This window comes from Streptomyces sp. NBC_00259 (genome assembly GCF_036181745.1).
In the GTDB taxonomy this organism is placed as follows: Bacteria; Actinomycetota; Actinomycetes; order Streptomycetales; family Streptomycetaceae; genus Streptomyces; species Streptomyces pratisoli.
The window spans coordinates 5,943,971-5,957,058 of sequence record NZ_CP108080.1; the positions used below are offsets into that span (position 1 = coordinate 5,943,971).

The window sequence follows — 13,088 nt, forward strand, 5'->3', positions numbered from 1 at the left end:
GTCAATAGGCCCCTGAGCACCGCAACCTGTCCCATTTGCCCGATTTCATGGATGTAACTTCAACAAAGCGTCCGTGACGGGCGCAGCAGCCGACGCGCGGTTGCCGGTGAAGGACAATGAGGGCCATGGGACGCGGCAAGCTACGGATCTACCTGGGAGCGGCGCCGGGCGTCGGCAAGACGTACGCGATGCTCTCCGAGGCACACCGTCGCATCGAGCGGGGCACGGACTGCGTCGTGGGCTTCGTCGAGCATCACAACCGGCCGCGTACCGAGGTCATGCTGCACGGGCTGGAGCAGGTCCCGCGCCGTGAGATCGAGTACCGGGACACGGTGTTCACGGAGATGGACGTGGACGCGGTCCTGGAGCGGCGTCCGGCGGTCGCCCTGGTGGACGAGATGGCCCACACGAACGTGCCGGGTTCGCGCAACGCGAAGCGGTGGCAGGACGTCGAGGAGCTGCTCGCGGCCGGCATCGATGTCGTCTCGACGGTGAACATCCAGCATCTGGAGTCGCTGGGTGACGTGGTCGAGTCGATAACCGGGGTGCGGCAGCGGGAGACGGTGCCGGACGAGGTCGTGCGCCGTGCGGATCAGATCGAGTTGGTCGACATGTCGCCGCAGGCGCTGCGGCGGCGGATGGCGCACGGCAACATCTACAAGTCGGACAAGGTCGATGCGGCGTTGTCCAACTACTTCCGGCCGGGGAACCTGACCGCGTTGCGGGAACTGGCCCTGCTGTGGGTCGCCGACCGCGTGGATGAGTACCTCCAGCAGTACCGGGGCGAACACAACATCCGCTCGACCTGGCAGGCCCGGGAGCGGATCGTGGTCGGTCTGACCGGTGGTCCCGAGGGGCGTACGCTCATCCGCCGTGCCGCGCGGCTGGCGGAGAAGGGCGCGGGCGGTGAAGTGCTGGCCGTCTACATCGCGCGTAGTGACGGGCTGACGGCGGCGTCGCCGAAGGAGCTGGCGGTCCAGCGCACGCTGGTCGAGGATCTCGGCGGTACGTTCCACCATGTGATCGGGGACGACGTCCCGTCCGCGCTGCTGGAGTTCGCGCGCGGAGTCAACGCCACCCAGATCGTGCTCGGCTCCTCGCGCCGCAAGACCTGGCAGTACGTCTTCGGACCCGGCGTCGGCGCGACCGTCGCCCGTGAGTCCGGGCCCGACCTGGACGTCCACATCGTCACCCACGAAGCGGTCGCCAAGGGCCGGGGGCTCCCCGTCGCCCGGGGCGCCCGCCTCGGCCGGTCCCGCATCATCTGGGGCTGGCTCGTGGGCGTGGCCGGGCCCGTCCTGCTGGCGCTGCTGCTCACGCACGCCGACGCGGACCTCGGCCTCGCCAACGACATGCTGCTGTTCCTGGCGCTGACCGTGGCCGCTGCGCTCCTCGGCGGGCTGCTCCCGGCCCTCGCCTCCGCCGCGGTCGGATCGCTGCTGCTGAACTACTACTTCACCCCGCCGCTCCACCGGTTCACGATCGCCGATCCGAAGAACATCGTCGCCATCGTCGTCTTCGTGGCCGTCGCCGTCTCGGTCGCCTCCGTCGTCGATCTCGCGGCCCGCCGCACCCACCAGGCCGCCCGGCTGCGCGCCGAGTCCGAGATCCTGTCGTTCCTCGCCGGCAGCGTGCTGCGCGGCGAGACGAGCCTGGAGGCGCTGCTGGAGCGGGTCCGCGAGACCTTCGGCATGGAGTCCGTGGCGCTGCTGGAGCGGGAGAGCGACGTCGAGCCGTGGACCTGTGCGGGCAGCGTCGGACCCAGCCCCGCCCGCCGCCCCGAGGACGCCGAGGTCGACATGCCGGTCGGCGACGACATGGCGCTGGCGCTGTCCGGGCGGGTCCTGCCCGCAGAGGACCGGCGGGTCCTCGGCGCCTTCGCCGCGCAGGCCGCGGTCGTCCTGGACCGCCAGCGCCTCGTCGGCGCCGCGGAGGAGGCCCGCAAGCTCGCCGAGGGGAACAAGATCCGTACCGCGCTCCTCGCCGCCGTCAGCCACGATCTGCGCACCCCGCTCGCCGGGATCAAGGCCGCCGTCTCCTCGCTCCGCTCCGACGACGTCCAATGGTCCGAGGACGACCAGGCCGAACTCCTCGAAGGCATCGAGGCGGGCGCCGACCGGCTCGACCACCTCGTCGGCAACCTGCTCGACATGTCCCGCCTGCAGACCGGCACCGTCACCGCGCTCATCCGCGACATCGACCTCGACGAGGTCGTCCCCATGGCGCTCGTCGGCGTCCCCGAGGGAAGTGTCGAACTGGAGATCCCCGAAACACTGCCGATGGTGCGCGTCGACAAGGGGCTGCTGGAACGGGCCGTCGCCAACATCGTCGAGAACGCCGTCAAGTACAGTCCCGACGCGACACCCGTCGTGGTGTCCGCGAGCGCGCTCGGCAACCGCGTCGAGGTACGGGTCGTGGATCGCGGCCGAGGCGTACCGGACGACGCGAAGGAACGAATCTTCGAGCCCTTCCAGCGCTACGGCGACGCCCCGCGCGGCTCCGGCGTCGGGCTCGGCCTCGCCGTGGCCCGCGGCTTCACCGAGGCGATGGACGGCACACTGTCCGCCGAGGACACTCCCGGCGGCGGTCTGACGATGGTCCTCACCCTCCGGGCGGAGTCCGGCACCGCTCCGGTCAGCTCCGAACTCCCCGCCCAGGTCATCGGCTGACCCGGCGCACCCACCATCCCGACGCACGGACCCACCCCCGGCGCATGGACGAAAGACGGAAGGAAGGCACTCATGACCCGAGTGCTCGTGGTCGACGACGAGCCGCAGATCGTACGCGCCCTCGTGATCAACCTGAAGGCGCGCAAGTACGACGTGGACGCGGCCCCCGACGGGGCGACGGCGCTGCAGCTCGCCGCGGCACGCCATCCCGACGTCGTCGTCCTCGACCTCGGACTGCCGGACATGGACGGCGTCGAGGTGATCAAGGGGCTCCGCGGCTGGACCCGGGTCCCGATCCTGGTCCTCTCCGCCCGGCACACCTCCGACGAGAAGGTCGAGGCGCTCGACGCCGGTGCCGACGACTACGTCACCAAGCCCTTCGGCATGGACGAGCTGCTGGCCAGGCTGCGAGCGGCGGTCCGCCGCGCCGAGCCGGCCGGTGGTGACGACGAGATCGTCATCGTCGAGACCGAGGACTTCACCGTCGACCTCGCCGCGAAGAAGGTCAACCGGGACGGCCGCGACGTCCGGCTCACCCCGACCGAGTGGCACCTGCTGGAGGTCCTGGTCCGCAACACCGGCCGGCTGGTCAGCCAGAAGCAGCTGCTCCAGGAGGTGTGGGGACCCTCGTACGGCACGGAGACCAACTATCTCCGGGTGTACATGGCCCAGCTGCGCCGCAAGCTGGAGGTCGACCCCTCGCACCCGAGACACTTCGTCACCGAGCCGGGCATGGGCTACCGCTTCGAGCGCTGATCCACCGCGGGCCCCGGCGGCCGGACCTCGGCGACCGGCACCCCGGAGACCGGACCCTGCGGCCCGTCCTGCGCGGCCTGTCCTGCGCGGAGGACCGGCCGCAGACCGGCACCGATCGGCTCTTGACGATGTCCTGGGACCACCCCGGTAGGCTTTCGGTATGAGTGTTGTACCTCGATCCGGTAACGCGGAGAAGCCGGCCGGCCGCTTCCGCCGGATGCTCGACCGTCTGTCCAGCTCCCAGGAGGAACTCGAGTCCGAGGAGCTTCAGGAGGACGCGCAGGCATCGGGCTGCACCCCCATCTGTGACTGCGGGGACCGGCAGATCGTGAAGGTGACTGGTACCTTGCGCACGGTCACCCTGCGACCGCGGGCCGGCGTCCCGGCCCTGGAGGCGGAGCTGTTCGACGGCTCCGCCGCACTGGACGTGGTGTGGCTGGGCCGGCGCTCCATCGTGGGCATAGAACCGGGCCGCAAGATGATCGCGTCGGGCCGGATCGCCATGAGCCACGGCCGGCGGGTGCTGTTCAATCCCAAATACGAGCTCCGACCGCTCGGACAGGAGTAGCCGGTGACGTCCCTCGACAAGCCGACCAAGCAGGAGCAGGACCACGACGGCCACGGCCACCAGTCCAGGGCCGTGACCGAAGCGGCCCTCTTCGAGGCCTTCGGCGGGATCCGGGGCACGGTGGAGACGGTCCTGCCCGGGCTGCTCTTCGTCACGATCTTCACGATCAACAAGGACCTGCACCTCTCGGCGATCGCGGCCCTCGGACTGTCGCTGCTCCTCGTCGCCGTGCGGCTGATCCGCAGGGACACCGTGAAGCACGCGTTCAGCGGGGTCTTCGGGGTGGCCTTCGGCGTCGTCTTCGCGATGATGACCGGCAACGCGAAGGACTTCTATCTGCCGGGCATGCTGTACACGCTGGGCCTGGCCCTCGCGTACATCATCACGACGCTGGCCGGAGTGCCGCTGATCGGCCTGATCCTCGGCCCGGTCTTCAAGGAGAACCTCTCCTGGCGCACCCGCAACCCGGGCCGCAAGAAGGCCTACGCCAAGGCCAGCTGGGCCTGGGGTCTGATCCTGCTCGCCAAGTGCGCGATCCTCTTCCCGCTCTACTGGTGGGCCGACACGACACAGCTCGGCTGGGTGCTGGTCACCCTGAAGATCCCGCCGTTCCTGCTGGCGGTGTATCTGACCTGGGTCTTCCTGGCCAAGGCCCCGCCGCCGATCGACGTCTTCGCCGAGATGGAGGCGCAGGAGCGCGAGGAGGAGGCCCGTAAGGCGGCCGCCGCGCGCGACGGCGAGGCATAGGCAGTACGCGCACGAGGCTCAGGCAGTACGCGCACGAGGCACAGGCCCGTACGCGCAAGGGCCCGGGACACATGGTCCCGGGCCCTTCTGCCTGCCTGCGGCCACCTCGTCCGCGGTTCGTGACCGAGGCGGTCCCGGCCTGCCGCGTCAGCCCGTCGTCGTCGGGTTCTCGCGGCGGACCGAGAGGAGGTCCTCCAGCTGCTCCTCACGCGCCTGGGCGGCCACGAAGAGAAGCTCGTCACCCGGCTCCAGGGTCTCCTCGTTGTGCGGGGTGAGGACCCGGGGGCCGCGGATGATCGTCACCAGCGAGGTGTCCTCGGGCCAGGCCACATCGCCGACCTGGGTGCCGGCCAGCGCCGACTCCGGCGGCAGGGTCAGCTCGACCAGGTTGGCGTCGCCGTGGCTGAAGCGCAGCAGCCGCACCAGGTCGCCGACGCTCACCGCCTCCTCGACCAGCGCCGACATCAGGCGCGGTGTGGACACCGCGACATCCACGCCCCACGACTCGTTGAACAGCCACTCGTTCTTGGGGTTGTTCACCCGGGCGACGACCCGCGGCACGCCGTACTCGGTCTTCGCCAGCAGCGACACGACCAGGTTCACCTTGTCGTCACCCGTCGCCGCGATCACGACGTTGCAGCGCTGCAGCGCCGCCTCGTCCAGCGACGTGATCTCACAGGCGTCGGCCAGCAGCCACTCCGCCTGCGGCACCCGCTCCACCGAGATGGCCGTGGGCGCCTTGTCGATCAGGAGCACCTCGTGCCCGTTCTCCAGCAGCTCTCCCGCGATGGAACGACCCACCGCGCCGGCCCCGGCAATCGCGACCCGCATCAGTGACCGCCCTCCTCAGGACCCTGGGCGAACGCCGCCTCGACCTTCTCGACCTCGTCCGTCCGCATCATCACATGGACCAGATCGCCTTCCTGGAGCACGGTCTGGGACGTCGGCAGGACCGCCTCGCCCAGCCGGGTCAGGAACGCGACCCGCACACCCGTCTCCTCCTGCAGCCGGCTCACCTTGTGCCCGATCCAGGCCGGTGACGTGTGCACCTCGGCGAGCTGGACGCCCCCGCTGGGGTCGCGCCACAGCGGCTCCGCGCCCGACGGCAGCAGCCGGCGCAGCATCTGGTCCGCCGTCCAGCGGACCGTGGCCACGGTCGGGATGCCCAGGCGCTGGTACACCTCGGCCCGACGCGGGTCGTAGATCCGCGCCGCGACGTTCTCGATCCCGAACATCTCGCGGGCGACGCGCGCGGCGATGATGTTCGAGTTGTCGCCGCTGCTCACCGCGGCGAAGGCACCGGCCTCCTCGATGCCCGCCTCGCGGAGCGTGTCCTGGTCGAAGCCGACACCGGTGACACGGCGGCCGCCGAAACCGGCGCCGAGGCGGCGGAAGGCCGTGGGGTCCTGGTCGACGACGGCGACCGTGTGCCCCTGTTGCTCCAGGGTCTGCGCGAGCGCCGCTCCCACGCGCCCACAGCCCATGATGACGATGTGCACCTGACTACCCCGCAGTCCTGGTCATCCCGGTCAACCCGCTGACCTGCGCAAACACCCTGTTCACTCTTCTCTCTCGGCTCTGCCGGGCAACGACGGGGCATCAGTGTGCGGTGGTTGCCCTTGACGAGCTTATGACGCGGCACCGACGTTGCCCTCATCCGCGGTGCCGAAGGCGGGGGCGCCGTCCCTGACGTAGCGCTGAGTGCACACGTCATCGGCGGAGCGTCGCGGCGGACGGCTGATTCGGTGGCAGTGCCAGCCTCGGCTGGGCGCTGTCAAGAGAAACCCTTACGATCCTCAGCGTGTCCAAACTGACCGACGTGCCCAAACGGATCCTGATCGGCCGGGCGCTGCGCAGCGACAGGCTCGGAGAAACGCTCCTGCCGAAGCGCATCGCACTGCCGGTCTTCGCCTCCGACCCGCTTTCCTCGGTGGCGTACGCCCCGGGAGAGGTCCTGCTGGTCCTCTCCATCGCGGGTGTGTCGGCGTACCACTTCAGCCCCTGGATCGCGCTGGCCGTCGTGGTCCTGATGTTCACCGTCGTCGCGTCGTACCGGCAGAACGTCCACGCGTACCCGAGCGGCGGCGGCGACTACGAGGTGGCGAACACCAACCTCGGCCCCAAGGCCGGTCTCACCGTCGCCAGCGCGCTCCTCGTCGACTACGTCCTCACCGTCGCCGTGTCGATCTCCTCCGGCGTGGAGAACCTCGGTTCCGCGATCCCGTTCGTCGTCGAGCACAAGGTGCTCTGCGCCATCGTCATCATCGTGCTGCTGACCCTGATGAACCTGCGCGGCGTGAAGGAGTCGGGCAAGCTCTTCGCGATCCCGACGTATGTCTTCGTCTGCGGCGTCTTCATCATGATCATGTGGGGCGCGTACCGCGGCTTCGTCCTCGACGACACCATGCGGGCCCCGACCGCCGACCTGGAGATCAAGCCGGAGCACCAGGGCCTGGCCGGCTTCGCCCTGGTCTTCCTGCTGCTGCGTGCCTTCTCCTCCGGCTGTGCCGCGCTCACCGGCGTCGAGGCCATCAGCAACGGCGTCCCCGCCTTCCGCAAGCCCAAGAGCAAGAACGCCGCGACCACGCTGCTGCTCATGGGAGCACTGGCCGTCACCATGTTCTGCGGCATCATCGGCCTCGCCATGGCCACCGACGTCAGGATGGCCGAGAACCCCGCGCACGATTTGTTCCGCAACGGGGAGCCGGTCGGCTCGGGCTATGTCCAGAACCCGGTGATCTCCCAGGTCGCGGCCGCCGTCTTCGGCGACGACACGTTCTTCTTCGTCGTCCTCGCCGCGGCCACCGCGCTCGTCCTCTTCCTGGCGGCGAACACCGCGTACAACGGCTTCCCGCTGCTCGGCTCGATCCTCGCCCAGGACCGCTACCTGCCGCGCCAGCTGCACACCCGCGGCGACCGGCTCGCCTTCTCCAACGGCATCGTGCTGCTGGCCGGCGCGGCCATCCTGCTGGTCTGGGTGTACGGAGCCGACTCCACCAAGCTGATCCAGCTGTACATCGTCGGCGTCTTCGTCTCCTTCACGCTCAGCCAGACCGGCATGGTCCGGCACTGGAACCGCCATCTGAAGACCGAGCGCGACCCGGCCAAGCGGCGCCACATGATCCGCTCGCGGGCGATCAACACCTTCGGTGCCTTCTTCACCGGGCTGGTGCTGGTCGTCGTTCTCGTCACCAAGTTCACGCACGGTGCCTGGGTGGCGCTGCTGGGCATGGTGATCTTCTACGTGACGATGAGCGCGATCCGCAGGCACTACGACCGGGTCGCGGAGGAGATCGCCGCACCCGACGAGCCCAGCGACGACAGTGTGCGGCCCTCCAGGGTCCACTCCATCGTCCTGGTGTCCAAGGTCCACCGGCCCACCCTGCGTGCCCTCGCCTACGCCAAGCTGATGCGCTCCGACCGGCTGGAGGCGCTCAGCATCGACGTCGACCCGGCCGAGACGAAGGCGCTCAAGGACGAGTGGGAGCGGCGCGGCATCAACGTCCCGCTGAAGATCCTCCACTCGCCCTACCGCGAGATCACCCGGCCGATCGTCGACTACGTGAAGGGCCTGCGGCGCGAGAGCCCGCGGGACGCGGTCAGCGTGATCATCCCCGAGTACGTGGTCGGCCACTGGTGGGAGCACCTGCTGCACAACCAGAGCGCGCTGCGCCTGAAGGGCCGGCTGCTGTTCACCCCCGGCATCATGGTCACCTCCGTCCCGTACCAGCTGGAGTCCTCCGAACTCGCGAAGAAGCGGGCCAAGAAGCGCCAGGACTGGAACGCGCCGGGCTCGGTCCGCCGCGGGCCGGTGAACGAGCGCCCCAAGGAGCCCAGCAGCAAGGGCTGAGGCGCCCTCGCACCCACGTAGACTGGGGGGCTGTCGTCCGCGCACGGACGACAGCCCCTCTCGTATCCCTGGAGTCACCCCGTCATGCCGAACGCTTCCGATGCCTCGCTCGTCGGGCAGGAGTACGAGGTCGAGATCGGGCCCGTCGCGCACGGCGGCCACTGCATCGCCCGCACCGACGCCGGGCAGGTCCTCTTCGTCCGGCACGCGCTGCCCGGCGAGACGGTCGTCGCCCGCGTCACCGAGGGCGAGGAGGGCTCCCGCTATCTGCGCGCCGACGCCGTACGCGTCCTGGAGGCGTCCAAGGACCGCGTCGAGGCGCCGTGCCCGTTCGCGGGACCCGGCAGGTGCGGCGGCTGCGACTGGCAGCACGCCAAGCCGGGCGCGCAGCGCCGCTTCAAGGGCGAGGTCGTCACGGAGCAGCTGAAGCGGCTCGCGGGCCTCACCCCCGAGGAGGCCGGCTGGGACGGCACGGTCATGCCGGCGGAGGGCGACAAGCTGCCCGCCGGCGAGGTGCCCGCGTGGCGCACGCGCGTCCAGTACGCCGTCGACGCCGAGGGCCGCGCGGGACTGCGCCGCCACCGCTCCCACGAGGTCGAGCCCGTCGACCACTGCATGATCGCGGCGCCGGGAGTCACCGAACTCGGCATCGAGAAGCGCACCTGGGAGGGCATGGCGTCGATCGAGGCCATCGCCGCCACCGGCTCCGGCGACCGCCAGGTGATCCTCACGCCGCGCCCCGGCGCGCGGCTGCCGATCGTGGAGCTCGACAAGCCGGTCTCCGTCCTCCGGATCCACGAGAAGGACGAGAGCGTCCACCGGGTCCACGGCCGACCCTTCGTCCGCGAACGGGCCGACGACCGCACCTACCGCGTCGGGATGGGCGGCTTCTGGCAGGTCCACCCGAAGGCCGCCCAGACCCTCGTCGAGGCCGTGATGCAGGGCCTGTTGCCCCGTAAGGGCGACACGGCCCTCGATCTCTACTGCGGCGTTGGCCTGTTCGCCGGCGCCATCGGCCAGCGCGTGGGCGAGAAGGGCGCGGTCCTCGGCATCGAGTCCGGCAAGCGCGCCGTCGAGGACGCCCGCCACAACCTCCAGGACCTCCCGCGCGTCCGCATCGAGCAGGGCAAGGTCGAATCCGTCCTCCCGCGCACCGGCATCACCGAGGCCGACCTCGTCGTCCTCGACCCACCCCGCGCGGGCGCCGGCCGTTCCACCGTCGAGTACGTCTCGAACCTCGGCGCCCGCCGCATCGCGTACGTGGCCTGCGACCCGGCGGCACTGGCACGGGACTTGGCGTACTTCCGCGAGAACGGGTACGGGCCGCGGACGCTGAGGGCGTTCGACCTGTTTCCGATGACGCATCACGTGGAGTGCGTGGCGATCCTGGAGCCTGCCGCGAAGGGCTCCTGACCTGCAGGTTCCGGTGGTGTGCGTTATGTGCACTGTGGGTGTTACGGGCGATATCTTGACGCTGAAACGACGCTCGTGACGCTCAAATGACGCTCGTTCTGACGGGGCGTCACCTGGCTGATCGTGCAGGTCATGCTGGGTGGGAGGCGCACTTCCCGAGGGCTGGCTTTGCGGGAACTTGAAGAAAATCAGTCGGGTTCCGGCGCCCCTGATTGCGGCGGCAGACGCGCTGCCGCCGTACTTCGGCGGGCCGAATGTCTGGCGGAGCGTGCGCTCAGTAGGTGGGCCCGTAGGGGCTCCAGCCGCGCATGAACGGCTTGAGATCTTCGGGGCGGGGTTCGGGGATGTCCGGCAGCAACGGTGAACCGTTGAGGGGGTTCAGGCGTTGCACGTGACTCTCGGCCCACGTGATCCATGCCTCGGCTTCGTCCCTGGCCGGTCCGGTCGGCAGGCTCTCTGCATGGAGGCGTAGCGCACTGACGTACTCGGCCAAGCCCGCTGCGCGCCGCCACGCTTCTTCTTGCGCTTCGAGGTGCCGGACACGGTATGCCTCTGCGTATTCGGTCGTTGCCCGCCGCTTTGCGGCCTCCCAGCGCAGGCGCTGCTGCCGTGCTTCCTCCAGGTCGGCCTGGCGCTTGCGTTCGGCCGCCTCTCCGCGGAGACCGACCTCTTGCACGATCTCGGCGAGCTGGTCCTCAAGAGGGCGTGCGACCGTGTCGGCCCACTCGCCGGCCCGGTGTGGCCGCCCACCGCTGACACGGATTCATCAAGCGGTCAGCGGGGGAGTAGTCGTAGCGAGGGATCCTGACCCAGGAGTGCTTCTCGGCCTCCGCGAGTTCCTTCTGTGTGGGGACGTGCTCGACCCGGTCCTGTTCTTGCAGGACGAGGAATTCGCATTTCTGGCCTTGTGCCGTGATGGTGAAATGAGGTGGGCCGCTTCGCCGACGATGCGGTAGCGGTGCACCATGCGCTGTGCCGATTGCGCTGATGTGACCTGCCGGGTGGCCGCGATCTTGGCACCGGCGAGCAGCGTCGACAGACCGGCCGTCACCGGTGCGAACGCCAGCGTGATGCCCACCGTGGCGCACAGGTCCGCCAGTTCACCCACCGCGGCGATCTTCCGGGCCACGATGATGTCCGCCACGCGGTCCAGCGCGCCGGCCACCAGCCGGGCCGCCTTCGCCAGGTCCTTGTGCTTGCCCTGCACCTTCGACCAGTGCCTGTCCAGCGCCGTCAGCGACTCGCTCCGCCCCGTGGAGAGCAGTTTCTGGATGTGCCCGTACGCGGCCCCCGCGTCGTCGTCGGCGTCGTCCGCGAACTCCCGCAGCGAGTCCGCCATGTCGCGGTAGGCGTCCTCGTCCACATTCGGCCAGCCCACACCGACGACATCGAGCATCGTGTCGACGCCCTCAGGAATCGTGTACCCCACGACAACAGCCCCCGTTCCCACCTGCAATCGGTCAGTCAGGAGAACGCCCTTTCATGTGACGTCCCGTCGGTACCAAGTGGATTCAGGGGGCTGGCCGTTGGAGCACAAGAAGGGTGGCGAACTGTCGGCCGGGCATCTTGAAGATGTCCGCCCGCCGGCTCAGTTCAGCATCGCGCGCGCCGCCCGCGCCCGACCCCTGATCGCCTCCGCCGTGGTCGGTTCTACCGCCGAGACCACCTCCGCGTAGGCGTCCATTCTGCAGCGCCCGTCGTGAACTCGCCTCGCTGTACCAGCAGTTGAGCCCGCTCATAGCGCAGCCGGGCCGGATGCGAGGGGAGGAGCAGCAGCAGGTCCAGTGCCCACAGGGCGACATCCGAGCGCTCGGGCCGCGGCGCGGCCCAGGCGCGGATGTTGTTGAGGATGCGCGAGATCACGGCGAGCGGGTCAGCCGGGCTCAGCATCGACGGGTTCAGAGAAGGCTCTGTGGCGCTCGCAACGAGCAGTTCGGTGTCCTCGGGGGACAGCAGCCGGCCCGCTGCGAAGGGGTCCGCCAGCACATGGGCGTCCGGGGCGCCGAGGACCTGGGCCTCCGGGTCGCCGAAGCCCACGACGAAGTGGCCGGGCAGAGCGACCCCGTACACCGGCCCGCCTGCCCTGCGGGCCACCTCCGTCCAGATCACCGAGAGCAGGATCGGCAGGCCCCGGCGCCGGAGCAGCACCCTGTGCAGCAGCGAGGGCTCCAGGTGCTGGTAGTCGCCGGGGCTGCCGTGGAAGCCTTCGCGTCCGCCCAGAAGGTCCGCCGTCGCGGTTGCCCAGGCATGCGGCGTGCGCAGCCCGTACGGCAGCAGCCCCGCGAGAAGGGCACGGCCTCCGGCGAGCTGCCCGTGTCAAGCCGCAGCACGAAGTTCTGGGTCAAGGAGATCAAGGCCCCCGCCGGCTACGACCTCTACAAGCCGACGAAGACGTTCACGTCGGGCCCCGGCGCCCCGGTGACCGCGACCGTCACCAACGCCAAGACGGCCACCGACCCGAAGCCCGACCCCTCAGACCAGCCGACGAACAAGCCCACACGCTGAACTGGAGACGTTGCGGTTTGCCGGGCAGGTCTACGAGATGGCCTGGCGGCTGCGTAAGGCCCAAGTTTCCTCGGTCGAGCGAGTACGGGCCATCGGCATCGAAGCCAACATCGGACCCTTGGATCTTGACCGGTTTGTGCCGCCCACGATGGAACAGCTGGGCTGGGTTCAGTGCGACCGGCGACCCGACGGGGGGCTGGTCAGTGTGGCGGCCTTCGTTCCGCCGAATGCCGAGCTGTTGGGTGCGACGGATCGACTGCTGGGCGCTGCGCGCCGGGTCGAGAATCTGGGCCTGACCTGGGCTTTTCCGCGCCCCGTTCAGGCCGACATCTTTCCGATGACCTCGCACGTGGAGTGTGTGGCGATTCTTGAGCCGGCTCAGAAGGGCCTCTGACCTGCGGTTCTTCGCATGCTGTCGGCTTGCCCGACCTGTTTCCGGGCAAGCAACGGGTCGCGCGGTCGGCGTAGCTGCGGAGGCGGTCTGACCTGCGAGTTCACCGCACAGCAAGAACAGCATCGGTGAAGTACCGGGCATCGGCGAGCATTCTTGACGCTCAAGTGACGCTCGAGCGTTCGTGTC

General features: G+C 69.6%; 11 protein-coding genes and 2 pseudogenes. 8 read left to right on the forward strand and 5 right to left on the reverse strand.

Annotated elements, in window-relative coordinates:
- The first annotated feature begins 125 nt into the window (after positions 1-125).
- The 4 genes from OG766_RS26905 (at position 126) to OG766_RS26920 (ending at position 4,740) form a co-directional block, all read left to right on the forward strand.
- Positions 126-2,669 carry a sensor histidine kinase gene (locus tag OG766_RS26905; RefSeq protein ID WP_328726360.1) on the forward strand — a complete coding sequence of 848 codons (2,544 nt, stop codon included), beginning with the start codon at positions 126-128 and terminating at the stop codon, positions 2,667-2,669.
- A gap of 72 nt (positions 2,670-2,741) precedes the next feature.
- A complete protein-coding gene (locus OG766_RS26910) occupies positions 2,742-3,425 on the forward strand; it encodes a response regulator (RefSeq protein ID WP_266388233.1) in 684 nt (227 codons plus the stop codon).
- Positions 3,426-3,585: 160 nt separating this feature from the next.
- Positions 3,586-3,993, forward strand: coding sequence for an OB-fold nucleic acid binding domain-containing protein (locus OG766_RS26915; RefSeq protein WP_266388230.1), 408 nt, complete (start codon positions 3,586-3,588; stop codon positions 3,991-3,993).
- Positions 3,994-3,996: 3 nt separating this feature from the next.
- Positions 3,997-4,740, forward strand: coding sequence for a DUF3159 domain-containing protein (locus tag OG766_RS26920; protein ID WP_266388228.1), 744 nt, complete (start codon positions 3,997-3,999; stop codon positions 4,738-4,740).
- A 147-nt stretch (positions 4,741-4,887) separates the two neighbouring features.
- Here the strand turns inward: OG766_RS26920 and OG766_RS26925 are convergent, their stop codons facing one another.
- Positions 4,888-5,571 (reverse strand): potassium channel family protein, encoded by a 684-nt coding sequence (locus OG766_RS26925; RefSeq protein WP_266388226.1) that lies wholly within the window; start codon positions 5,569-5,571, stop codon positions 4,888-4,890.
- A complete protein-coding gene (locus tag OG766_RS26930; protein WP_266388223.1) occupies positions 5,571-6,239 on the reverse strand; it encodes a potassium channel family protein in 669 nt (222 codons plus the stop codon). The genes OG766_RS26925 and OG766_RS26930 overlap by 1 nt, the downstream gene beginning before the upstream one ends.
- 302 nt (positions 6,240-6,541) lie before the next feature.
- Between OG766_RS26930 and OG766_RS26935 the strand changes: the two genes are divergently transcribed.
- Both OG766_RS26935 and OG766_RS26940 read left to right on the forward strand, forming a co-directional pair.
- Positions 6,542-8,590 (forward strand): APC family permease, encoded by a 2,049-nt coding sequence (locus OG766_RS26935; RefSeq protein ID WP_266388220.1) that lies wholly within the window; start codon positions 6,542-6,544, stop codon positions 8,588-8,590.
- Between the two features lie 84 nt (positions 8,591-8,674).
- Positions 8,675-10,003, forward strand: a complete 1,329-nt coding sequence (locus tag OG766_RS26940) for a class I SAM-dependent RNA methyltransferase (protein WP_328726361.1) — start codon at positions 8,675-8,677, stop codon at positions 10,001-10,003.
- Between the two features lie 274 nt (positions 10,004-10,277).
- On the opposite strand, the gene OG766_RS26945 is transcribed toward OG766_RS26940, so the two are convergent.
- From OG766_RS26945 to OG766_RS26955, 3 genes and pseudogenes are all read right to left on the reverse strand, one after another.
- Positions 10,278-10,679 (reverse strand): hypothetical protein, encoded by a 402-nt coding sequence (locus OG766_RS26945; RefSeq protein WP_328726362.1) that lies wholly within the window; start codon positions 10,677-10,679, stop codon positions 10,278-10,280.
- A gap of 90 nt (positions 10,680-10,769) precedes the next feature.
- On the reverse strand, positions 10,770-11,432 hold the full coding sequence (locus OG766_RS26950; RefSeq protein WP_443045541.1) for a WXG100-like domain-containing protein: 663 nt from the start codon (positions 11,430-11,432) through the stop codon (positions 10,770-10,772).
- 159 nt (positions 11,433-11,591) lie between these two features.
- Positions 11,592-12,289 (reverse strand): annotated as a pseudogene (locus OG766_RS26955) (transglutaminase family protein); the annotation flags it as partial.
- Here OG766_RS26955 and OG766_RS26960 point away from each other — a divergent pair.
- Positions 12,290-12,502 (forward strand): annotated as a pseudogene (locus tag OG766_RS26960) (hypothetical protein); the annotation flags it as partial. It lies immediately after the preceding pseudogene.
- Positions 12,503-12,545: 43 nt separating this feature from the next.
- Positions 12,546-12,902, forward strand: a complete 357-nt coding sequence (locus tag OG766_RS26965; RefSeq protein WP_328726364.1) for a hypothetical protein — start codon at positions 12,546-12,548, stop codon at positions 12,900-12,902.
- Positions 12,903-13,088 lie beyond the last annotated feature (186 nt).